Here is a 20,270-nt window from a genome sequence, read left to right as displayed (position 1 = left end):
ACGATCAAGCATGGACGATTCGATGACAGGCAATGTTCCCTTTCCCGACTGCGATACCGTTGCGGAAAAGCTCGCCGCACTGTCGGAGACCGACAAGTCCTACCTGGCGCTGCTCATGGAAAACGCCGCCCAGGACGACAACCTGCTCGACGGCCTGCGCCGCCATCTCGATCTCGCCGCCGGATCGCGTTTCCTGAATTCGCTGAAACTCGAAAATCTTGGAATCTGGCTCGGAAGTCATGCGCCGGACCGGCTGCAGATCCGGCTGATGGAAACCGCCCGCTCCAGCCAACATCCCGTCTACCAGGCCTTCCGGACCGGTCTCGACCGATCCGGCGGGCTGGAAAAGCTTTATCCCCCGGTCATCCGTTAGGATGATCCGGACCCGGCCAACACTTGATCCCCCGGTCAGCATCTGATCCGGTGATTCTAGCAGCAATCTGAACAGTCGTTACTTCTTCGCGGCGCGGTCGACCGAGCGGCCGGCATCCTGCGTGGCGTTCACGGTATTTGCGGTATCCTTTCCGATGCCGCGGATCGTGTTGCCGCAGGAGGAAAGGGCAAGAAGAACCATAAAAGCTGCGGCAATTTTGGCCGTTGTCGTCATCTCGGATATCCTTGTTTGAAATCAACCCCGAACGGCGACAATTGCCGTCCCGCGCCAATAACGCACGACAAACCAAAAGGTTCACTGGCTATAAATATACCCGCTAGAGACACGCGTCCGATAGGACGCGCCATCACTTTCGATCGGCGCATAATCCTGTCCGATGCAGCTAGGCGGCGACCGCCTTTGCTCTCTCGGCAAAGGCGCCGCGAATGCTGTCGGCAACCGTCTCGATCGGCCCCGACACCTGCGAGGCGGTCAGCAGGCGGATGTCGAAGGCGCCGAGCTCCGGCAGGCCTTCCTGAGGTCCAAGGATCGCCATGTCTTCGTTGACATAGGACAGCGGCAGCGGCGCGATGGCGAGATCGGAAAGTACGGCGGCGCGCTGCGCCATCGTGTGGCCGCTGAGATAGGCGACGCGATAATGCCGCTTGTTGCGTTCGAGCTGGGAGAGCGCCTCCTGGCGCCAGATGCAGCCGTCTTCCCAGATCGAGATCGGCAGCGGATCGCGCCGATGCGCCGAACCGCACTTGGCGCCGGCCCAGACCAGCCGCTCGCGGAACACCACCTCTCCGCCCGTCGGGAACGGCCGTGTCGCACAGTTGATCAAGGCCAGGTCGAGCCGCTGCTCCTCCATGCGCTTCTTCAGCCCGATGCTCATGTCGATGGTCACGTCGACCATGATGCCGGGATAGCTTTCGGCAAAACTCTTCAGGATGCTCGGCAGCAGCCGTTCGCCGATATCCTCCGGCGCGCCGAGCCGCACGACGCCGCTAAGCTCCGGCATGATGAAGCGCGACACCGCCTCGTTCGACAGAGCCAGCATGTTGCGGGCATAGGACAGCAACATCTCGCCGTGGCGTGTCAGCGATACCGAACGGGCGTCGCGCAGAAACAGCGTCGCCCCCAGTTGTTCTTCAAGCTTCTTGATCTGCATCGACACCGCCGACGGCGTACGGAAGACCGCCTCGGCGGCGGTCGAAAAATTGCCTGTCTCTGCGATCGCCACGAAAGTGCGCAGCACCTCGTTGTCAAGCAGCGGAATGGGACGGCGAAATGGAATGCTCATCGTCGCATCTTTCAATTTTTCTGATTTATAACCCCATATCATTTTGTTTGATTGAATGTCAATTGACACTCATATTTCGGGCGTCGGCAGCTAAATGCAGCAAAGGAGGCCCGACATGTCTCAAACAAGCATCTGGAATATCGTACAGGCCCTTTCCGCATTCAAGTCGCAGAGGCGCAGGGATGCGAACCATGAACATGCGCTCCGGGAGCTAAGGCGTTTTCCGCCACATCTGCTGGCAGATTGCCAGCGCGAGATGGACACGCCTCGGCCAATCAGTCGAGACGCTTTTGACCAAGGCTCGGGCGGGTCGGCACATTCGCAAACACTCGTCCGTCGAACAGCTTGCGCGCTGTTCTGATCGTCCCCGCCCCCTGGACAGAGCCGTCCTCGGCCAGATCGAGGAACACCTCCATGTTACCTGTGGGATGCTCGATCCGGTAACGGCCGTCTGTGGAAGCATGTGCCAGTGCATGCGCCGGAGAACGGCCGAGCCGCGTCGCCGTCGCAATGGTGACGGCGGCGAGCACGCCGACCGAGGCGTGAACCCTGTGCGGGATGAAGCTGCGCGTTCCGATTGATCCGCCGACGCGGGGCTCTGACACGAGGGTCATCTTGGGAACGGACGCGGCGGTGACGTCGCCGAGGTTCATCATCGGTCCAGCCTTGAGGCGAATGGCTTCGATACGCTGCTTGAGTCCCTCATTTGCTTCCAGCGCCTCGCGGCTTTCTTCTCCAGAAAGCCCAAAGTCCGAGGCCCGCATGATCACGCAGGGCATGCCGTTGTCGATCAGCGTCGCCTCGACGCCGTCGATGACATCGACCTCGTTTCCTGTCGGAAGAAGGGCGCCGCACATCGAGCCAGCAATGTTGACGAAGAGCAGCGGTATCGCCGCGTGGCTTCCCGGCACACCGGCGATTTCGGCCTTGCCCTGGTAGTTGACCTCACCGTTCGGCGTCTCGATCCTGCTGACGGCGACCTCGCCGGAGTTCACCATGTGGATGCGGACCGGCGTAACCTCGCCCGACACCTTGACGAGACCCCGCTCGATGGCGGCCGGACCGACGCCGGCAAGGATGTTTCCGCACCCCTGCGCGTCGCTGACCAGCGCTTGGTCGACGAAGACCTGCAGAAAGAGATAGTCGACATCAGCGTCTTCGCGCGAAGAGGCGGAGATCACCGCAACCTTGGAGGTCAGCGGATCGGCACCGCCGATCCCGTCGATCTGCCGCGGGTCCGGCGAGCCCATGATGGCAAGCAGCAGGGCGTCCCGTTCGTTGGGATCTCCGGGCAGGTCCTTAGCCAGGAAATAGGCGCCTTTCGACGTTCCGCCTCGCATCCAGAGACAGGGAATGCCGTCCTCATACATATTTAAGCCCCTTCTCCCGGAGCTTCGGCCGCATGTCATAGATATCGAGCCCGAGTTCGCCGGCGGCGAGGCGTTGGCGCTTGGCCTCCTCGTTCGCCACCCGTTTCTCGGCAGCAGTCAGAACCTCCTCGGCCTCGTTGAGCTTCACCACGCACACCCCGTCGTCATCGGCGACGATGATGTCGCCGGCTTCGATGAAGGCACCAGCGCAGACGATCGGAACGTTGACCGAACCGAGCGTTTCCTTGACGGTCCCCTGCGCGGACACGGCCTTGGACCACACCGGGAACTGCATCTGGGTGAGATCCCTGATATCGCGGACACCGGCGTCGATGACGAGGCCGCGGCAACCTCGCGCCCGCGCCGAGGTGGCGAGCAGATCGCCGAAATAGCCGTTATCGCAGGGCGAGGTCGGCGAAAGCACCAGGATGTCGCCGGCCTGGATCTGCTCGATCGCCACATGGATCATCCAGTTGTCACCGGGCGGTGCGGAGATCGTGATGGCGGAGCCGGCGATCTGCGCGCCTGAATAGATCGGCCTCATATGGCTGGCGAGCATGCCTTTGCGCCCCTGGGCTTCGTGGACCGTCGCGACGCCTGATTTGGCAAGCCTGTCGATCACATCAGCTTCCGCCCGTGGTATGTTCTGTACGACGATGCTCATGCTTATGCTCCGTTCTTGTCCGCCGGCGGCGTGCCGTGGGTGTGGAATGTTTCGATCGTCTTCAGCCCCCAGGCCTGCCCCTTTTTCCGGTCGGCCTCGGTCCAGACGATCGGTTCCCAGTCGGGCGCCAGTATGAGACGCGCGCCGGCATTGGCAAGCTCGACGCGATTGCCGGCCGGCTCCCAGACGTAGAGGAAGAACGTGCCCTGGATGGCGTGCTTGTGTGGGCCGGTCTCGATGTGGACGCCGTTTTCCAGAAAGATGTCGGCCGCCCGCAGAATGTCGTCCCGCGTGTCTGTCGCATAGGTGACGTGGTGAAGACGGGCGTTGCCGCGGCCATGCTCCTCGGTGCAGGCAAGGTCGTAGCCCTTGTTGTTGATGGTGAACCAGCAGCCGCCCACACTGCCGTTGTCGAGCTGGATCATCTCGGTCACCCGGGACCCCAGGCAGGTCTCCATGAACCGCCTGAACTCGGAAACATCCGACGCCAGAAGATTGAGATGGTCGAGACGCCGGGGGTGGCATCCTCGACCGTGATAGCGCTGTGCGATATTCTTCAGAGCCGGCTTTTCATCGTCGGGCGGTCGGTAGCGGACCGTGTCGTAATAAATTTCGAACACATGCCCGAACGCATCTTCGAAGCGGAAGGCGCTGTGATGGCCGAGATCGCCGTCGACCCATCCCAGAACCTTGTAGCCGCTCGCCTCGATCGCCTTCACCCGCCGCTCGAGCGCCTGCGGCGACGATGCCCGGTAGGCGATGTGCCCGACGCCGGTCGTGTGATGACGCGTCAGCTTCAGCGTATGGAACTCGTAATCGTCCCATGCCCTCAGATAGGCGGAATTCTCATCCTGGCCGGCAAGGCTCAGGCCGTAGACCCGCAGAAAAAAGTCGAGACTTTCTTCGAACTTGTTCGAATACATCTCGACGTGCGCCAGATGCGCAATGTCGAAACAAGGTTCCATCTATCTCCTCCTCCCTTGGCCGGCCAGAGCTCGTCGACCGTGCGCGGAAAGACCGATTGAAAGCCTTCCGCATATTGGGCGCCGCGTCCGCCGGACTGCCGCGCTCTCCGAAGGACGGGCACACGACCGTGACGTCGTAACCCCTTTGGCGTGTAGCGCGATTGCGCCGCCGCAGCGCCAGACGAAATCCGCAACATGGACGCTGATGACGAGAGCCGTCTTCTTTTCCGACATGAATATCTCGTTCCTAGTTGACGGGATTTCATGCCTCAGCCTGCCGTTTGCCAATTTGGAATTGCGCCGATCTCATAAGTTTTCGCTATAGGAAAGCCTCAGCGGATCCCCTCGGGCAGCGAACTATAGCTTTTTCTTATATCTCGCCGATCATTTTGAAATGGGCATTTCCCTCACATCCGGACAGCCTAACGTTACGATCAGGCTCGAAGACCCATGTCGAGGCATCACATATATGCCTTCTCGCGGCAGGCGCGGCCGGGACCGCGCCTGCCTGCCCAATTTCACTTCGAGGAACGAGCTGCCCGGCAGCATGGGGAAAGGGAAAAACCGATGTCGGCGATTGCAACGATCGGATTCGGCGAAGCAGCGCAGGCCTTTGTGTCGGGCTGGATATCCGAGAATGGCGCTGCGTCCCCCGGTAGGATCTCCACATTCGACATAAAGGTGGAGGATCCATCCCAGCGTAGCGATTTGCTCCGGGCCTGTTCGGACCTTGGCGTCGACTGCGCCGAAACTCCGGGACTGGCATTGGCGGGCGCCGGCACCGTCTTCAGTCTAGTGACTGCGGATCGCTCTCTGGAAGCTGCGGCGCGCGCCGCCGAATTCCTCGACAGGGACGCCTTGTATCTCGACTGCAATTCCTGCTCCCCCGCGACGAAGGCGGCCGCCGCCAAGCTCGTCGAAGCCGCCGGCGCCATCTATGTCGACGTCGCCGTGATGTCGCCCGTCCATCCCGCCCGTCATCGAACGCCGCTGCTGATCTCCGGATCACAGGCCGACCGCGCGCAACGCCTGCTCCTCGACCTCGGCATGAACGTCCAGACCGCGGGAGACGAGGTCGGGCAGGCCTCCTCGATCAAGATGCTCCGATCGGTGATGATCAAGGGTTTCGAAGCGCTGACCGCGGAATGCCTGCTTGCCGCGCGCCGCGCCGGGGTCGAGAAGGCAGTGCTCGCCTCTCTCCAGGCTTCTGATCCCGGGATGGACTGGACCGCGCGCGCAGCTTACAACCTTGAACGCATGATGGCCCATGGGAGGCGGCGGGCGGCGGAGATGCAGGAAGTCGCCGCGACACTCAGGGAACTCGGCCTGCCGGACCGCATGGCCTCGGCAACGACCGACTGGCAGCGGCAGATCGGCGAATTGGACATCCGCACGGAGGAGAATTCTCTGGAAGCGCGGGCGGATGCCATTCTGGAGCGTAATTTGACTTGAATCCGACAGCATCTCAGGCATCGCAAGTCCAGCACAACTTCCGCCACCTCCGGGTCTTCCTGGCAGTGGTCGACACCAATTCCGTGACCCGGGCCGCCGATGTCTGCCATCTCTCGCAGCCCGCCGTCACGCAGGCGCTCTCCAAGATAGAGCGCGGCCTGCGCACGACCCTGTTCACCAGGACCCCGCAAGGACTGTTCGCCAATGCGCAGGGCGATGTCCTCGCAAAGCGCGTACGAAGAGCCTTCGGTTTCCTCGATCCGGCCCTCAATGAACTCAGCCCCCGCCTTCGCATGGTCGCGACGTCCTCGCAGCTGCGGGCCCTCATCGCCGTGCGCGAGGCCGAGAACTTCACGCTTGCCGCTCGCAGGCTCGGCCTGGCACAACCGACCGTTCACCGGGCGGTGACGCAGCTTGAGGAGGAAGCCGCCCGCCCGCTGTTCGAGCGGACTTCCTACGGCATCGTCGCCACCCGCGCCGCCGGGACGCTCGCCCAGGCCGCACGCCTCGCCTTTGCCGAATTGGCGCAGGCGGAGGTGGATCTCGCCGAAACACATTCGGAAGAAGCAGGCCGGATCGTCGTCGGTGCGATGCCGCTTTCACGCTCCTTCGTGCTTCCGAGAGCTATTGCCGAGTTCCGGAAGTTCCGTCCGAACACGCCGATCCACATTCTGGAAGGTCCCTATGCCGATCTGCTTGCCGGCCTCAGGCGCGGCGAGATCGATTTCCTGATCGGCGCGTTGCGCGATCCCGCACCGATCGGTGACGTCGAGCAACGCTTCCTGTTCAACGATACGCTGGTCATAGTTGCCGGCAGCAACCATCCGCTGACGGCACGCTCCGAGCTCTCGGTCGAGGAACTCGCGGCCTATCCATGGATCGTCGGCCAGCGCGGCACGCCGATCCGGCGGCATTTCGACACCTTGTTCGAGGGCCTGGACCACCCGCCGACAAGCATCGTCGAGTCCAGTTCGCTCATCCTGATGCGCGAACTGCTGAACGGAACGGACCATCTCGGCTGCATTTCCTATCTGCAGGCCCAGGCGGAATTGTCACGCGGCCTCCTCAAGGCATTGCCGCTCGACCTCAGCCACACCGCACGGCCGATCGGCCTCACCCTGCGCGTCAACTGGATGCCGACGCGCGCGCAGGAACTATTCCTGAGGTTCGTCTCGTCGAACGAGGAGTCGGCCGCCGAAACGCGGTGAAGCGGATCGGCGGTCACAACCCGCCCAGCAGCTTGAACGCTATGATCCACATCGTGAAAGCGACGAGCGTTTCCAGCATGCGCCAGGATGAGGGTTTCGAGAAGATCGGCCGCAGCCGCTTCGCGCCATAACCGAGCGAAAAAAAGAACAGGAAGGACCCCGTCACCGCCCCTGCCGCAAAAGAAGCCTGCTCTCCCGGATATCGTGTCGATATCGTGCCGAGCAGCACCACGGTGTCGAGATAAACATGCGGATTGAGCCAGGTGAGTGCGAGGCAGGTTGCCAGCGTCTGCCGAAAGCTCGACGTTTTGGCCTCCCCGGCTGTCAGAGCGGCGGACGACCGCAAGGCGGAATAGAGGCTTCTTGCCCCGTACCAGATCAAAAATACGGCTCCGCCGTAGCGCATGACGGGATCGAGCCAGGGCATGAACCTGGCGATTTGATGGAGGCTGGTTACGCCAAGCACGATCAGCGCGGCATCCGATATCGCGCATGCGAGGCAGACGGCGAAGACATGTTCGTTGCGCAAGCCCTGGCGCAGGATGAAGGCGTTCTGCGCGCCGATGGCGACGATCAGGCTGAGGCCCATCATCAGGCCGGTTCCATAGATCGAAAAATTCATCTCTTCGGCCAACGCCCCTCATTTCGGTGAGGTTGCGCTATCGCTATTTCGAGAATTAGGCTAATTAATCCAGCTTACCCAGATTAAGTGAAACTAATCCATGCTCGACTATCCCGCTCTTCGCGCCGTCGCAACGATTGTCCAGACAGGCAGCTTCGAAAGAGCTGCGACCGCCTTGAACGTGACCCCTTCGGCCATTTCGCAGCGCGTGAAGCAGCTCGAAGAGCGTCTCGGCGTCGTCCTCATCGTCAGGGGCACGCCGTGCACGGCGACGGAAAAGGGAGAATGGCTCTGCCGCCATATGGAGAATGTCGGCATGCTCGAAGCCGAACTCTTCGGACAACTGCCGGCCCTCGTCGATCCCGACGAACCACGCCAAAGGGTCACGCTTCAAATCGCGACGAATGCCGACAGCCTCGGGACATGGTTCGTCGAGGCGATGTCGAATTTTGCCAAAAGCTCTTCCTATCTGCTGAACGTCGCCGTCGACGACCAGGACCACACCGCCGAATGGCTGCAGCGCGGGCGGGTGATCGCCGCCGTCACCAGCCTGGAAAAGCCGGTCCGCGGCTGCCGGCGTTTTGCACTCGGCGTTCTGCGTTACCATGCAACGGCAACCCCCGACTTCGTCGCACGCTATTTTCCGCAGGGCGTGACATCAGAGGCGATCCGCAACGCTCCCGCGCTGACCTTCAATCAAAAGGACAGGCTGCAGAGCAGCTGGATCAGGCGAACATTCGGACGCGATCTCGATTACCCCACCCACTGGCTGCCTTCGCCGCAGAGCTTCGTCGAGGCCAGCCTTTCGGGCATGTGCTGGGGAATGAACCCGACCCAACTGACCTGCGAGCACCTCGCATCCGGACGGCTGGTCGAGCTGGTGCCCGACACGCCGCTCGATGTCCCGCTCTATTGGCAGATCAATCGCCTCGCCGCCGACCGCCTGGCGGATCTGACACGCGAAGTCGTCACCGTGGCCAAGCGCCGTCTTTGATGCATCACTCAAAAATGCAGCATCATCCCGGTGACCGGGTCGCTTTTATCAGACGTAAGCCGTCCGGCTGCCGAATTTGCTGGTCTCGTCAAAATTCGTCGTGCCGATACGCTCGCTTTCGCCGGAGAGTTCTTTCGGAGCTTCGCCGGCGGGCTTCGATGCAGCAGACGCTTGAGTTTGGCTGCTCTCGCTCGCTTCGAGCTTGGCGATCTTTGCTTCCAGCGTATCGACAGATTTTTCGATCGTGGCCTTCTCTTGCTCGTCCTGCGTTTCCGACAGGGCTGCCTTCTTTTCGGCAAGCTGTGCCTCGAGAGAGGCAAGCTGATCCGACGAACTGGAAGACGAGGTTGAAACGGCTGAACTCAAAATGGAGGATGCAGAACTGGAAATTGCGCTGACCATGAGCATGACTTTCGATGATGGAGTGCCATCGTTCTAGCCACGGATGGTAAAGGTTCGATAAATAAAGTACCAAACGGTACTAAAATAATGAGAGCTACGCGAATAGCACTCTCCTATGCGATGGCGATGATTTCCAGTTCCTGGCCGCCTGTCTCCACCACATCGCCGACAGCCTTGCCCATCAGCAACCGCGCCACCGGGGAGACGTAGGAAATCGATCCGGCCTTGGGATCAGCCTCGTCCTCTCCGACGATGCGATAGGTCTGCACACGCCCGTCGTCACGGCGGAAAGTCACCGTGCTACCAAAGGCGACGATGTCGATTGACGTGGGGTCAGGCATGAGCTGGGCAGTGCGCAGTCTTGCCGCTAAGTAGCGAAGATCACGCAGAGGATTGGCTGTCTGCCGCCGCCGTTCGTTCACATCGTCGATGGTGCTCGCAGCATCATAGGCCTCGCGGGCCTGCTGGAAGTGCAGCTCCAGGGCCTTCAACCCCGCTTCCGTGACGAGGTTCGGATGCGCCGAAATCGGACGATCGGGCAGCAGGGTTTCCGAAGCGGTTTCGAAACTCTCTTCCTTGGTAAAAGCGACGGCCAATCTCGGACTCCGTTTTAGCGCAATGCGCTCTTCTAGCTGATGGGCAATTGCCTCGAAACGATCGTCGGAACCATACACCGACCGCCGACGAACCGCCAATCTTGCTTCATAGGGAGCGTCGCCGGCGGCAGAGGCAGCCGCTCTCAAGGGTCACGGCCGCGTAGCTGTTAAGCGGCGGGAACGTCCTGCAACGGCGGTGCTCGGCACCCCTATTTCGAAACGTGCTGGGGTTTGCCCTTCCTCTTGGTGGAGGCGAATTCCTCGAGCTGTTTCTCGCTCATGGATTCCACCATCTGTTTCGAGGCGCCTTTGAGTTCGCTCTTCGGCGTCTCGCCACGCTTGGCCGAAAGTGCGGCGCCTGCCGCCTTCTGCTGGGCCTTGGACTTGGCTGGCATATCGATCTCCTTTGCTCGAACAGAACGGCCGCGGGCGTCAAAGCTTCTTGAGTTCGTCAGGTTTGTGTGCCGCGCGCTTTCCCGATTTGTCGCTCTCGACGATATATTGCGGCTCGGCCTTCGATGCCTTCACGCTGTGGCCTTTGATCTTCGTCGGAGTGCTCTGCTTTTTGACTACCCTGCCCTCGGTCTTTTCCTGGCTGGTATTCCAGCTTACCTCATCGCCGCTCTTTAATTGCTTCGACATGGCGGGCTCCTTTGAGCATGATGCCGAAAAGTGTGGAGGCTGCGGCCGGTAAGCCGCAGCCGACCGGCTATCAGTTGATGGTAGCCCATTGCATCCGGACATCCCTGGCGTTCTTCGACAGATGGACGTGAGCATCCACGTGATCGACCCAATCGATCGGGATCAAGTGGTGCTTGCCGTCTTCCGAGTCGAGCTTCGTCAGCTTGATGCGCGTGGGGCCGTCGAGATGATCGACTGAGCCGACATGGGTGCCGTCGGCAGCCCGCACTTCCATATGCTCACGGATCTGATCTGCGGAAATCATCGTTTCCTCCTTTGCATCATTGTCAGGTACGAAGCGGCAACGAGGTGGAGCAAACTTGGTTCCCAACACGCGAGACCCTCGTTCAATCAGGAGTCACGTCCCAATTGTCACCCGGGTTGAAGGTCCTGACGCCAGCAGCTATTTTTTCGGTCTCCCGGCCGAGATCGGCCTGGTAGACCGTGCCGTTCGCGTTCACGACGAATGTGTGCACGCCGGTTTCGCCATATCGGATCGGCCAGGCGATAAGGGCGAATCCTGCGATCATGTTGCCGTTGATCACATAGTCGAACTCTCCGCCCGCGATGTTCGGTCCCTGGCCGTCGATGATCCTGTAGCGATAACCGTAATAACCTTCGCCGGCCTTGGCCTTATCAAGCGCGGCATTGTCTTCGAGAGCGTTGCCCGCCGGGCTATCCCCCTCGCCCAGATCAGGCGACCAATAGAGACCATCGGTTTTGCCGTCGCTGCTGATCAGTTTCTGGGCATATTCGAGAACGCCGTCGTCGTCGTGGTCAGCGGAAGAATATTCCTTTTGGGCATCAACATAGGCCTGCATCGTGTCGATGGTCTGCAATTCGTTCTCGCCGACGCGACGATTGATGATCTCCTCGAACCCGGCATAGGTGTCGAAACCCCACTTGCCATCGTCGCCCTTCACGATCGGAAATGGCAGAGGCCATAGTTTGTCGCCGATCTCGATGATCTTGCGGCCATCGACGTCCTTCACGACGATCTTCTTCTTCGTGCCGTCGCGGATTTGGGCATAGGTGTCCATCACCCCTTCGCCTGCCTTCGCTTTCGCTGCATCAATACCCAGCAGCGCCGCGAACTTGTCGAAATCATCAGCCGCTAGCGCCGCCTTGAAGGCGTCGACGGCTTGTTCCGGCGTCTCGAATATGGGCGGATCGCTCTGCGAAGCGAAGCCCGAGATGACGGTCGCATCGGATGGCTCTGCTGCAGATGCCGGAACCGGATTGGTGGCGAGAGCCGCAAGAGCGAACACCGAACCCAGAAGCATGTTTCTGACTGACTTTGTCATGACTTTCCTCCTTCTTCTGGTTATCGACGACGGCCGCCGCCGCCACCGCCGCGGCGCATTTCTCCACCGCCACCACCGCGGTTGCCTCCGGCCATGGCCTGTCTGCCGCGGCTGGACTGCATCTGAGCGCGCTTGCCGCTGTCGACCTGACCGAGCGCCGAAGGCTTTCTGGGCCGGCTGTCGACCCGGGCCGCAGGCTTCGGCTTTGCGACCGGGCGTTTGGCGTTGACCCCGGGCCTTGCGTTTTCGGCAGCCCTGTTCGGTGTTCTTGCGTCGGGCCTGCGGTTCTGCGCAGCCTGCGCTACCTTCCCGCCCCCAGCCGCCGCGCCTGTATTGGCTGCCTTGTTGCGAGCAGCATTTACCCTGTCCGCATCGATCTTACTCTTGCGAACATCGTTGACACTGACTTTGCCTGGCTTGTCGCGGAGCGTGTTCGCACGGTCGTTGCCTCTTGCTCCGACCCTGTTGCTGGCGTTCGCCTCGATACTGGTCCGGAAGGAGCTGCGGTCGATCTTGTTGAACTGCGCGCTGTCGAACCCGATCTTGCTGCGGTCGACGTTTTTCCAGTCGACGTCGTTGATATTCACCTTGCCGTTGATGTTGTTCAAACAGTTGTTGCAATCGATATCGACATTGCCGTTCCAGCGCCCGCCCCATACGCCCCAGCGGTTCCAGTCGACGGCGGCGGCCCACACCGCTCCCGTCACCACGCCCGCGAAAAAGGTGGCGGTCGGATAGTAGTAGTTCGGATACGGCTCGGAATAGTAGCCGATAGGCTCGGCCACATAGTTCGGTTCATACAGCATCTCCGGCGCGTATTGCGGAACGTAGATCTTCTCAGGACTGGCGGAGACGATCACGACGTTGTCGTTCTCCTGGCTGACCTTGATCTTGTCGTCGGTCTTGATGATGCCGTCGGCGACCGCTTTGTCGCGCAGTTGCTGTATGGCGATCAGAACGTCCTTCTGCTGGTAGGAAAGCGCCTCTCCGAGAGACTGCGTCCAGTCCAGATCCTCGCTCATCATCGTCACGATCTGGGGATAATTCAGCAGCGATACGATGCTGCCATCCCACGTCGTCTTCGGCTTGAGCTTGGGCTGCTTCTTCAAGGTTTCGAGGAACCGGGCTGCTTCCACGACCTGCAGCGGATAGAGCGACGCCGACGTGACGAGCGCAACCAGTTCGTCCGGATACAGCGCGATCCGCGCCACCAGGATTTCGAGTTCGTCCTCGCTCAGAGGCGCCGGCGCGTCGTCTTCCGCCGTGACGGGATTGGAAGCGGCCGGCTCCTGCGCGGCGGCGGTCAGCGTCAGATGTGGCGAAAACGGGAACCCTGCAAAAGGCAGGAACAGGCCCGTGGCGAGTAACAAAGCGTGAGGTCTAGCCATCTCAAATCCTCCTTGCGGTCAGACATGGTGTGTAGGCTGTCGACTATTGTATCTTCGCTCGTGCCGCATACTCCTCCCAGTGGAGGAGGATTGATAGCTAAACATCGGCCAAGTCGTCTTTTGCTACAGATTTATAGCAAAGACAGCTCCAGGCGTAGTCGCGGAACCGATCTCGGACGTATGTTACAGTAACACACTTACAAAAGCGGAGTTCAGCGCGCAGGCTAAATCGACCGCGTACAGGATCTCCCTTCTGCCTTTTGCGGGAGTGTAGATGGGCCGCCATACCTGCTTCTCCTTCAGTTCAGCCGATTGATCACGAAGTCATGGTCACGGACCACTGCCTCCTTTGAAGGCGATATGGCATGCCAATTATCAGTGACCGTGAGGACGCGTGATGAATGCTGAATCCCAGCGCCTCCGGGAGGCGCGAGACGGAAAAGCCGACTGGAAGAAATGGGGGCCCTACCTGTCCGAACGGCAGTGGGGAACCGTTCGCGAGGATTACAGCGAGGGCGGCGATGCGTGGGACTATCTCACCCACGACCAGGCCAGGTCGCGCGCCTATCGCTGGGGCGAGGACGGTCTGGCGGGTATCAGCGACAGCAAGCAGCGGCTGTGTTTTGCGCTGGCTCTCTGGAATGGACAGGATCCAATCCTGAAGGAGCGGCTGTTCGGCCTTACCAACAGCGAGGGCAATCACGGCGAGGATGTTAAGGAGTACTACTTCTACCTGGATTCGACGCCGACCCACTCGTACATGAAGTATCTCTATAAATATCCTCAATCCGCCTATCCCTACGACGACCTGGTGGAGACCAATAGCCGGCGCGGGAAAGGCGAGCTTGAATACGAACTGGTCGATACCGGCGTGTTCGACGCCGATCGCTACTTCGACGTCTTCGTCGAATATGCCAAGGCAGCACCCGAGGACATTCTTGTCGAGATCACCATTGCCAATCGCGGTCCGGAAGCGGCCACCCTGCACGTGCTGCCGACATTATGGTTCAGGAATAGATGGTCCTGGGGTGAAGAGGGTGACAAGCCAACCCTGGAACGTGTGGAGCGGAATGACGCTCCGGCTGTGATCGCTGCTAAAGCCGCGCCTGGGCTGCCGGCGGACGCGGACGTCACACGATATCTCTATTGTGACGGCTCGCCGGCGCTGCTGTTCACCGAAAACGAGACGAATACGCAACGTCTGTTCGGCGTTCCGAGTGCCACTCCATTCGTCAAGGATGGGATCGACAGCTTCGTCGTGCATGCCCGCACCGACACCGTGAACCCGCAGCAGATCGGAACCAAGGCTGCGGCACACTATGTCGTCATCGTGGATGCCGGGCAATCCCGGACGTTGCGGCTGCGCCTATGTGACCTGCCGCCGGCTGCAGGATCCAAGAATGTCCGGCCAATGTTCGATCGTTCGTTCGACGACGCGATGCAGGCGCGTCGGCGCGAAGCCGATGAGTTCTACGCTTCGATCACGCCGCCGTCGATGACGGCCGACGCCGCCGATGTCATGCGTCAGGCTCTGGCAGGCATGATGTGGGGCAAGCAGTTCTATCTGTATGACGTGAACAAATGGCTGGACGAACACGGCGTCAATCCATTCGATCCGAAGCGCCGGATCGAACAGCGTAACGTCGGCTGGCATCACATGTACAATGCCGACATCATCTCCATGCCGGACAAGTGGGAATATCCCTGGTACGCAGCCTGGGATCTGGCATTCCAGGTGATCGCTCTGACGATGGTCGATCCCGACTTCGGCAAGGATCAGATCGATCTGATGCTGCGCGAAGCCTATATGCATCCGAACGGGCAGATACCGGCGTACGAGTGGAATTTCGGCGACGTCAACCCGCCTGTCCACGCCTGGGCGACGATCTTCACCTACCGCCTGGAGCAGGCGCGGTCAGGCAAGGGCGACGTCGCCTGGCTTCAGAAATCCTTCCAGAAACTGCTTCTGAACTTCACCTGGTGGGTCAACCGCAAGGACCGATCCGGCAAGAATGTCTTCGAAGGCGGCTTCCTTGGGCTGGACAATATCGGGGTGTTTGACCGCAGCGCGCCGCTGCCGACCGGGGGCTATCTGGAGCAGGCAGACGGCACCGCATGGATGGCGCTCTACTGCCAGAACATGATGGAGATAGCGACCGAATTGGCTCTCAAGGATGCGGGCGGCGAGGAGATGGTGCTCAAGTTTACACAGCATTTCCTATGGATAGCGTCGGCGATGATCCACGCAGGCGACGAGGTCGGAATGTGGGACGAGGAAGACGGGTTCTTCTACGACGTCCTCCGTCTGCCGGATGGGCAGGCCCAGCGTCTCAAGGTCCGCTCGATGGTCGGCTTGCTGCCGCTATGCGCCGCCACCGCGTTCGAGGGCGACATCTACCAACGGTATCCCGAGGTCACCAGGCAGATGAAGCATTTCTTCGATACGCGCCCGGAATTGATCGCCTTCATCCATGACCCGCGCAAGCCGGGTCACGCCAATCGTCAGCTCGCCTCGATACTGGATGAGAACAAGCTTCGTCGCGTGCTGTCGACGATGCTCGACGAGAATGAATTTCTCAGTCCCTACGGCATCAGGGCACTGTCGCGCTACCACGATGAGCACCCCTACGTCTTCCAGGTCGGCGATCATGAGCACCGCGTAGCCTATCTCCCGGCAGAATCCGACAGCGGCATGTTTGGCGGAAACTCGAATTGGCGCGGCCCGATATGGATGCCGATGAACGGCCTGATCATCCGGGCGCTGCTGCAATACTACAGCTACTATGGCAACGATTTCACCGTTGAATGTCCCACGGGTTCCGGCCGTCACATGAACCTCTATCAGGTCGCCGAGGAACTCACCCAGCGCTTGTCGGCCATCTTCCTGCGAGGAAACGATGGCAAACGACCCGTGTTCGGCGGGCAAGCCAAGTTCCAGGACGATCCGCACTGGCAAGACTGCCTTCAGTTCTACGAATATTTTCACGGCGACAACGGCGCCGGTCTTGGCGCGAACCATCAGACAGGCTGGACCGGGTTCATCGCGCGGGGAATGCATCTGTTCGCCTCGGGTTCGCCTGAGGCGTGGCTTGAACGCGCCAAGACCTCCTAGAGAAATTTCAGCACAAGTGCGCAGCGGTTTTGCGTCCGGAATTGCGTGAAAACAAAGAGATAGAATGCTTCCCTGATTCTAAGAAAAACGGAAGCGCTCAAGGGCAAATGCTCGGCGGCGCCGATCGAATTTACACCGGACAGCTCGGCTCCGGCAAATGAGGAGTGGTCATCATGGAAAGTTACTACGAGAACCGGCAGTTGCCTCAGCCGGTGATTCCAACCCTGCCACCGGTCCATCTGCTGAAGGGGCAGACTGCCCTCGTCACCGGCGCCAATTCCGGGATCGGCCGTGGGATCGCCCTCGCTCTCGGCAAGGCGGGAGCGAACGTGGTCGTCAACTACGTCACGGCCCCAGAGGACGCCACGCAGGTCGTCGACGAGATTCAACAGGGCGGCGGGCGCGCGCTTGCGGTCGCGGCCGACGTTTCCAACGAGGCGCAGGTCGAGGCGATGTTCGCGACCGCCGTCGAGGAGTTCGGCACGGTCGACGTGTTCGTCAACAACGCCGGACTTCAGAGGGATGCCCCCTTTCACGAGATGACGAGCGCCCAATGGGACACCGTCATGAACGTCAACCTCAAGGGCGCGTTTCTATGTTCGCGCGCGGCCGTCCGGGAGTTTCTCCGGCGGGGCGTACGGACTGATGTTTCCGTGGCAGCCGGCAAGATCGTATTCATCAGCTCGGTCCATGAAGTCATTCCCTGGGCCGGACACGTGAACTATGCGGCGTCGAAAGGCGGACTGATGCTCCTTATGAAAAGCCTAGCCCAGGAGGTCGCCGAAAAGCGCATCCGCGTCAACAGCATCGCCCCCGGCGCAATTCGCACGCCAATCAATACTAGCGCCTGGCAAACCTCGGAAGCCTACGCTGAGCTAATGAAGCTCATCCCGTACAAGCGCATCGGCGAGGCGGAAGAGATCGGCCGGACCGCGGTGTGGCTTGCGTCTGATTTCACCGATTACATCGTCGGATCGACGATCTATGTCGACGGTGGAATGACGCTTTACCCCGGTTTCGAAACCGGCGGCTAATGCATGTCGCACAAAAGTGTGCAGCGGTTTTGCGATAACGACATGCCTAAAAAGAAAGACCTAAAGCGCGAGGAGCAGATCTGAAGGATTGGGGCACGCTTAGCTTTTCAGGTCGCTGCCGAAGCAAAGTGCGTCATGCCGAAATCCTCTCCGCGTTGCTGGCCCGTGGCCACAGGATCGCGGCAAATAGAAGTGCGTAGATCAAGGCCGCCGCGACATAGACGATACGGGTGGCGAAGGATTCTGCCGCACTCCCCGGCAGAGGCGAGACCCCGAGGCCAAAGAGGATCAGGAATGTCGTCAGGGCGCCAGCAAAAACCGGGGCGTCCTTTGACCGGGCAGCTGCGCGCCCTCCGAGCAGGAGGACGACAACGAGAACGATGAGGAAGATCGAGAGGAGATTAGGGCGCAGCGACAGCGCGGCATAAGCGACGGAGGCGAGCACCCCACCAAACAGATTGACGAGCACGAGCCCCATCGCTGCCCGCCCGCTCGCGCCAACGTCGAGCTGTCCGAGCAACGACGCCACGGTGATCGGAATGACTGCCGCAGCCGTCAGGTTGTCGCTCGTCAGGCAGATCACGACGGAGCCCAAGAGGATGACTGTGTTTGCCAGCGCCCGAAGCAAGGCCGGCGGCCGCTCGTCGATCGCCACCGCCTCGACCTCCTGGGAGAACGGCTCGGGAAAGACCGCATGGGCGAGCCACATCAGAACCGCGCCTGACAACACCCCGGCGACCAGGATGGACAGGATGGAATTGGCGAGCTCCTTGTTCAGGATGCCGAGCAAAGGCACGATGATCGAAACAACGAGCACGAGAAAGACGGCCGGTCCTCCCTTTCCCGTCGACTGTGCGGCGAAGCACGCAAAATAAGTTAGCCCCAGGATCAGAAGGAACGGCGCCGGACGGTCGCCGAGCACGTTGGTCAGAACCATCATCGCCATCCCGGCGATCAGGATGACGATCGCCGCGCCGATGGTCTTGCCGAGCGGCATGGGCCGCGAGCTGCCGAGCAGAAACTGGGCGGCAAAGAGCGGACCGAGGAACGGCACGATGGCCCCGGCATAGACTGCCAGCGTGAAGCCGATGGAGACCGCGAACGCAACCCGAAGCCCCTTGCGTTTCTGCTGCTCGACCGCGGGGCTCCTCTCAGCGAACATAGGTCAGCACCGACACGATGCGGATCCAGAGCGATCCCCAGGCATTGGTGACCGGATTGTCGCCGGTGTAGATGACGACGGTCGCCTGCGAACCGTAGCGCACGCCGCCCTTGGGCCGCTGCGCCTCCTCGATGATGAGCCGGACCGGAAACCGCTGCGGCTCCTGGACCCAGCCGCTATCACTCCGGATCGTCGGCAATCCGGTGTTCGGGTCCGTGCTGCCCTGCGATACGCCGAAACCAACGCTCTCGACTTGCGCCGGAAACACCCGACCGGGAAGCGCGTCGAAAAGGATTTCCGCCCGGTTGCCGACTGCTACATTCTCGAGGCTGTTCTCCTTGAAGGCGGCGGTGATCCAGATCGTGCCGGCATCGATGAAGGTCATGGCTGGCTGTCCAGCCGACACGACCTTACCGGTTGTAAGTTGGAGGTTGGTCACGACCCCGGCCGAGGGTGCCTGAACGGTGGTCCGCAGCAGATCGAGTCGTGCCTTTTCGAGGGCTGCCAGAGCTGCCCGGAGCTGCGGATTGTCATTTCCGCTCGGCCCGAGCTGCTCCTTGGCCTTGGCCAGCTCGGCCTCAGCACCGGTGACGGCCGCCTCTGACTGACCGAAAGCCGATTTGGTTGAATCAGCCCGCGCTTTGGAATACACGCCCCTCTTTTGCAGCTCTTCGGCGCGCGCAGATTGTTCGCGAAGATTGTCCCGATCGACCTGGGCCGTTACGAGCTTTGCCTGCGCCGCATCGACAGCGGCCGTTGACGCGCCCATCGACTGGCCGACACTTGCAAGGCTCGCCTCGGCCTCACTGACCGCCAGCTCGTAGCGCTCGGGATCGATACGGAAGAGAACCTGATCGGCGTCGACCCTCGAGTTGTCGACGACTCCCACTTCCACCACCCGGCCGGTGACTTCGGGCGCGATGCCGACGATATAGGCCTGAACTTGAGCCTGCGAGGTAGATGGCGTGCGCCGCTCCATGAAGACGGAGAGGACGAACAGGACGAGCGCCAGAAGGACGACAATGAGTGCTATCCTGCGGAGTGGATTCCGAGGCGCTGGGGAAATGGCAGGCTCGTCCAAGTTTTCGGAAACCACGGCAATATCCTTCGGAAGCGTTTCGTTTCGTGGAAGCGTAAAGTTTCAACGCCGGACGTCTGTCGCGATGGTCGTTACCGGGCGATGGAACGCAAGTAGGTAACCGTAACATACGCCTCGCGATGGCTGGCCGCCCGGGGGGGCGGTCGCGTATATCAGCGAGGTGGCGGTAGCGAGGCGTCAAGCGCGCCCTCTATCTCCTTGGAGAGTTCTGCGATCAGCTCCTGGTATTCGACGACGCGCTCGCCGCGCTTTGGGTCGGTTGAGACGTTCCATTTCTGCAGCGCCGATTGGGCGTCGGCAAAGTCCCTGCATATTTCCCGAAAATCCTCACTGCGGGCAGAGAGATCATCGATCGCCTTGATCCTGGCTGGAAATTGCCGACGGACTGCGGTCATGCCTTCGTCCATGGTTTACTCCTCACGGCATTTGGACGCTGCCTTTGCAACGTGTGCCCGGCCCAATCTTCATGGACGACGCAAGGTTCGTGGAGTATGTTACCGTAACATACGGTCTGGCAGTGACGTGACTCAACGGGGGATTG

General features: G+C 60.8%; 23 protein-coding genes and 1 pseudogene. 7 read left to right on the top strand and 17 right to left on the bottom strand.

The genetic code is table 11. From position 1 onward, the window contains the following. The first annotated feature begins 10 nt into the window (after window positions 1-10). Window positions 11-373, top strand: a complete 363-nt coding sequence (locus G9X67_RS10450; RefSeq protein WP_171598640.1) for a hypothetical protein — start codon at window positions 11-13, stop codon at window positions 371-373. Window positions 374-451: 78 nt separating this feature from the next. Here the strand turns inward: G9X67_RS10450 and G9X67_RS10445 are convergent, their stop codons facing one another. Next, window positions 452-607: a hypothetical protein gene (locus tag G9X67_RS10445; protein ID WP_003560194.1), complete on the bottom strand. Its 156-nt coding sequence runs from the start codon at window positions 605-607 to the stop codon at window positions 452-454. Between the two features lie 169 nt (window positions 608-776). Continuing rightward, window positions 777-1,718 (bottom strand): LysR family transcriptional regulator, encoded by a 942-nt coding sequence (locus G9X67_RS10440; protein ID WP_171598639.1) that lies wholly within the window; start codon window positions 1,716-1,718, stop codon window positions 777-779. A 73-nt stretch (window positions 1,719-1,791) separates the two neighbouring features. Between G9X67_RS10440 and G9X67_RS34950 the strand changes: the two genes are divergently transcribed. Further along, window positions 1,792-2,037: a hypothetical protein gene (locus G9X67_RS34950; protein WP_246705389.1), complete on the top strand. Its 246-nt coding sequence runs from the start codon at window positions 1,792-1,794 to the stop codon at window positions 2,035-2,037. Here the strand turns inward: G9X67_RS34950 and G9X67_RS10435 are convergent. From G9X67_RS10435 to G9X67_RS34710, 4 genes and pseudogenes are all read right to left on the bottom strand, one after another. Beyond that, window positions 1,952-3,046, bottom strand: coding sequence for a 4-oxalomesaconate tautomerase (locus G9X67_RS10435; RefSeq protein ID WP_171598638.1), 1,095 nt, complete (start codon window positions 3,044-3,046; stop codon window positions 1,952-1,954). The two genes, G9X67_RS34950 and G9X67_RS10435, sit on opposite strands and share 86 nt — an antisense overlap. Further along, window positions 3,039-3,710, bottom strand: a complete 672-nt coding sequence (locus G9X67_RS10430) for a 4-carboxy-4-hydroxy-2-oxoadipate aldolase/oxaloacetate decarboxylase (RefSeq protein WP_171598637.1) — start codon at window positions 3,708-3,710, stop codon at window positions 3,039-3,041. Before G9X67_RS10430 ends, G9X67_RS10435 begins: the two co-directional genes overlap by 8 nt. A 2-nt stretch (window positions 3,711-3,712) precedes the next feature. After that, window positions 3,713-4,675, bottom strand: coding sequence for a VOC family protein (locus tag G9X67_RS10425; protein ID WP_171598636.1), 963 nt, complete (start codon window positions 4,673-4,675; stop codon window positions 3,713-3,715). A gap of 97 nt (window positions 4,676-4,772) precedes the next feature. After that, window positions 4,773-4,909 (bottom strand): annotated as a pseudogene (locus tag G9X67_RS34710) (PIG-L domain-containing protein); the annotation flags it as partial. 333 nt (window positions 4,910-5,242) lie between these two features. Between G9X67_RS34710 and G9X67_RS10420 the strand changes: the two are divergent. Next, complete coding sequence (locus tag G9X67_RS10420) at window positions 5,243-6,127, top strand: NAD(P)-dependent oxidoreductase (protein WP_171598635.1); 885 nt, start codon at window positions 5,243-5,245, stop codon at window positions 6,125-6,127. Further along, the gene (locus tag G9X67_RS10415) at window positions 6,124-7,335 is read left to right on the top strand and encodes a LysR family transcriptional regulator (RefSeq protein ID WP_171598634.1); all 1,212 of its coding nucleotides are present in this window, start codon (window positions 6,124-6,126) and stop codon (window positions 7,333-7,335) included. The genes G9X67_RS10420 and G9X67_RS10415 overlap by 4 nt, the downstream gene beginning before the upstream one ends. A 13-nt stretch (window positions 7,336-7,348) precedes the next feature. Here G9X67_RS10415 and G9X67_RS10410 read toward each other — a convergent pair whose 3' ends face one another. Further along, on the bottom strand, window positions 7,349-7,957 hold the full coding sequence (locus G9X67_RS10410; RefSeq protein WP_138387508.1) for a LysE/ArgO family amino acid transporter: 609 nt from the start codon (window positions 7,955-7,957) through the stop codon (window positions 7,349-7,351). Between the two features lie 100 nt (window positions 7,958-8,057). On the opposite strand from G9X67_RS10410, the gene G9X67_RS10405 reads away from it, so the two are divergent. Then, a complete protein-coding gene (locus G9X67_RS10405; protein ID WP_171598633.1) occupies window positions 8,058-8,951 on the top strand; it encodes a LysR family transcriptional regulator ArgP in 894 nt (297 codons plus the stop codon). Between the two features lie 48 nt (window positions 8,952-8,999). Here the strand turns inward: G9X67_RS10405 and G9X67_RS10400 are convergent, their stop codons facing one another. From G9X67_RS10400 to G9X67_RS10370, 7 genes are all read right to left on the bottom strand, one after another. Continuing rightward, window positions 9,000-9,359, bottom strand: a complete 360-nt coding sequence (locus tag G9X67_RS10400; protein ID WP_171598632.1) for a hypothetical protein — start codon at window positions 9,357-9,359, stop codon at window positions 9,000-9,002. Between the two features lie 107 nt (window positions 9,360-9,466). Beyond that, window positions 9,467-9,949 carry a transcription elongation factor GreA gene (gene greA / locus G9X67_RS10395; protein WP_171598631.1) on the bottom strand — a complete coding sequence of 161 codons (483 nt, stop codon included), beginning with the start codon at window positions 9,947-9,949 and terminating at the stop codon, window positions 9,467-9,469. 209 nt (window positions 9,950-10,158) lie between these two features. Further along, complete coding sequence (locus G9X67_RS10390) at window positions 10,159-10,344, bottom strand: DUF3008 family protein (protein ID WP_003560205.1); 186 nt, start codon at window positions 10,342-10,344, stop codon at window positions 10,159-10,161. 37 nt (window positions 10,345-10,381) lie between these two features. After that, window positions 10,382-10,591, bottom strand: a complete 210-nt coding sequence (locus G9X67_RS10385) for a DUF2945 domain-containing protein (protein WP_171598630.1) — start codon at window positions 10,589-10,591, stop codon at window positions 10,382-10,384. Between the two features lie 70 nt (window positions 10,592-10,661). Then, on the bottom strand, window positions 10,662-10,895 hold the full coding sequence (locus tag G9X67_RS10380; RefSeq protein ID WP_003560207.1) for a DUF2171 domain-containing protein: 234 nt from the start codon (window positions 10,893-10,895) through the stop codon (window positions 10,662-10,664). 82 nt (window positions 10,896-10,977) lie between these two features. Then, window positions 10,978-11,934 carry a DUF2950 domain-containing protein gene (locus tag G9X67_RS10375; protein ID WP_138387451.1) on the bottom strand — a complete coding sequence of 319 codons (957 nt, stop codon included), beginning with the start codon at window positions 11,932-11,934 and terminating at the stop codon, window positions 10,978-10,980. 20 nt (window positions 11,935-11,954) lie between these two features. Then, window positions 11,955-13,322, bottom strand: a complete 1,368-nt coding sequence (locus G9X67_RS10370) for a DUF3300 domain-containing protein (protein ID WP_138387450.1) — start codon at window positions 13,320-13,322, stop codon at window positions 11,955-11,957. Window positions 13,323-13,719: 397 nt separating this feature from the next. On the opposite strand from G9X67_RS10370, the gene G9X67_RS10365 reads away from it, so the two are divergent. Together G9X67_RS10365 and G9X67_RS10360 are read left to right on the top strand one after the other, a co-directional pair. After that, window positions 13,720-16,434, top strand: coding sequence for a glucosidase (locus G9X67_RS10365; RefSeq protein WP_171598629.1), 2,715 nt, complete (start codon window positions 13,720-13,722; stop codon window positions 16,432-16,434). 173 nt (window positions 16,435-16,607) lie between these two features. Then, the gene (locus tag G9X67_RS10360; RefSeq protein ID WP_171599037.1) at window positions 16,608-17,468 is read left to right on the top strand and encodes an SDR family oxidoreductase; all 861 of its coding nucleotides are present in this window, start codon (window positions 16,608-16,610) and stop codon (window positions 17,466-17,468) included. 133 nt (window positions 17,469-17,601) lie between these two features. Here the strand turns inward: G9X67_RS10360 and G9X67_RS10355 are convergent, their stop codons facing one another. The 3 genes from G9X67_RS10355 to G9X67_RS10345 form a co-directional block, all read right to left on the bottom strand. Beyond that, the gene (locus G9X67_RS10355) at window positions 17,602-18,630 is read right to left on the bottom strand and encodes a DUF2955 domain-containing protein (RefSeq protein WP_138329115.1); all 1,029 of its coding nucleotides are present in this window, start codon (window positions 18,628-18,630) and stop codon (window positions 17,602-17,604) included. Next, the gene (locus tag G9X67_RS10350; RefSeq protein WP_138329114.1) at window positions 18,620-19,726 is read right to left on the bottom strand and encodes an HlyD family secretion protein; all 1,107 of its coding nucleotides are present in this window, start codon (window positions 19,724-19,726) and stop codon (window positions 18,620-18,622) included. Before G9X67_RS10350 ends, G9X67_RS10355 begins: the two co-directional genes overlap by 11 nt. Window positions 19,727-19,881: 155 nt before the next feature. Continuing rightward, window positions 19,882-20,136 carry a hypothetical protein gene (locus G9X67_RS10345; protein WP_138329113.1) on the bottom strand — a complete coding sequence of 85 codons (255 nt, stop codon included), beginning with the start codon at window positions 20,134-20,136 and terminating at the stop codon, window positions 19,882-19,884. Between the last annotated feature and the right edge of the window lie 134 nt (window positions 20,137-20,270).

This window comes from Rhizobium sp. WYCCWR 11152 (genome assembly GCF_013087615.1).
GTDB lineage: Bacteria > Pseudomonadota > Alphaproteobacteria > Rhizobiales > Rhizobiaceae > Rhizobium > Rhizobium indicum.
Note: the sequence above shows the minus strand (reverse complement) of the source record. Positions and strands in the feature narration are given on the sequence as shown.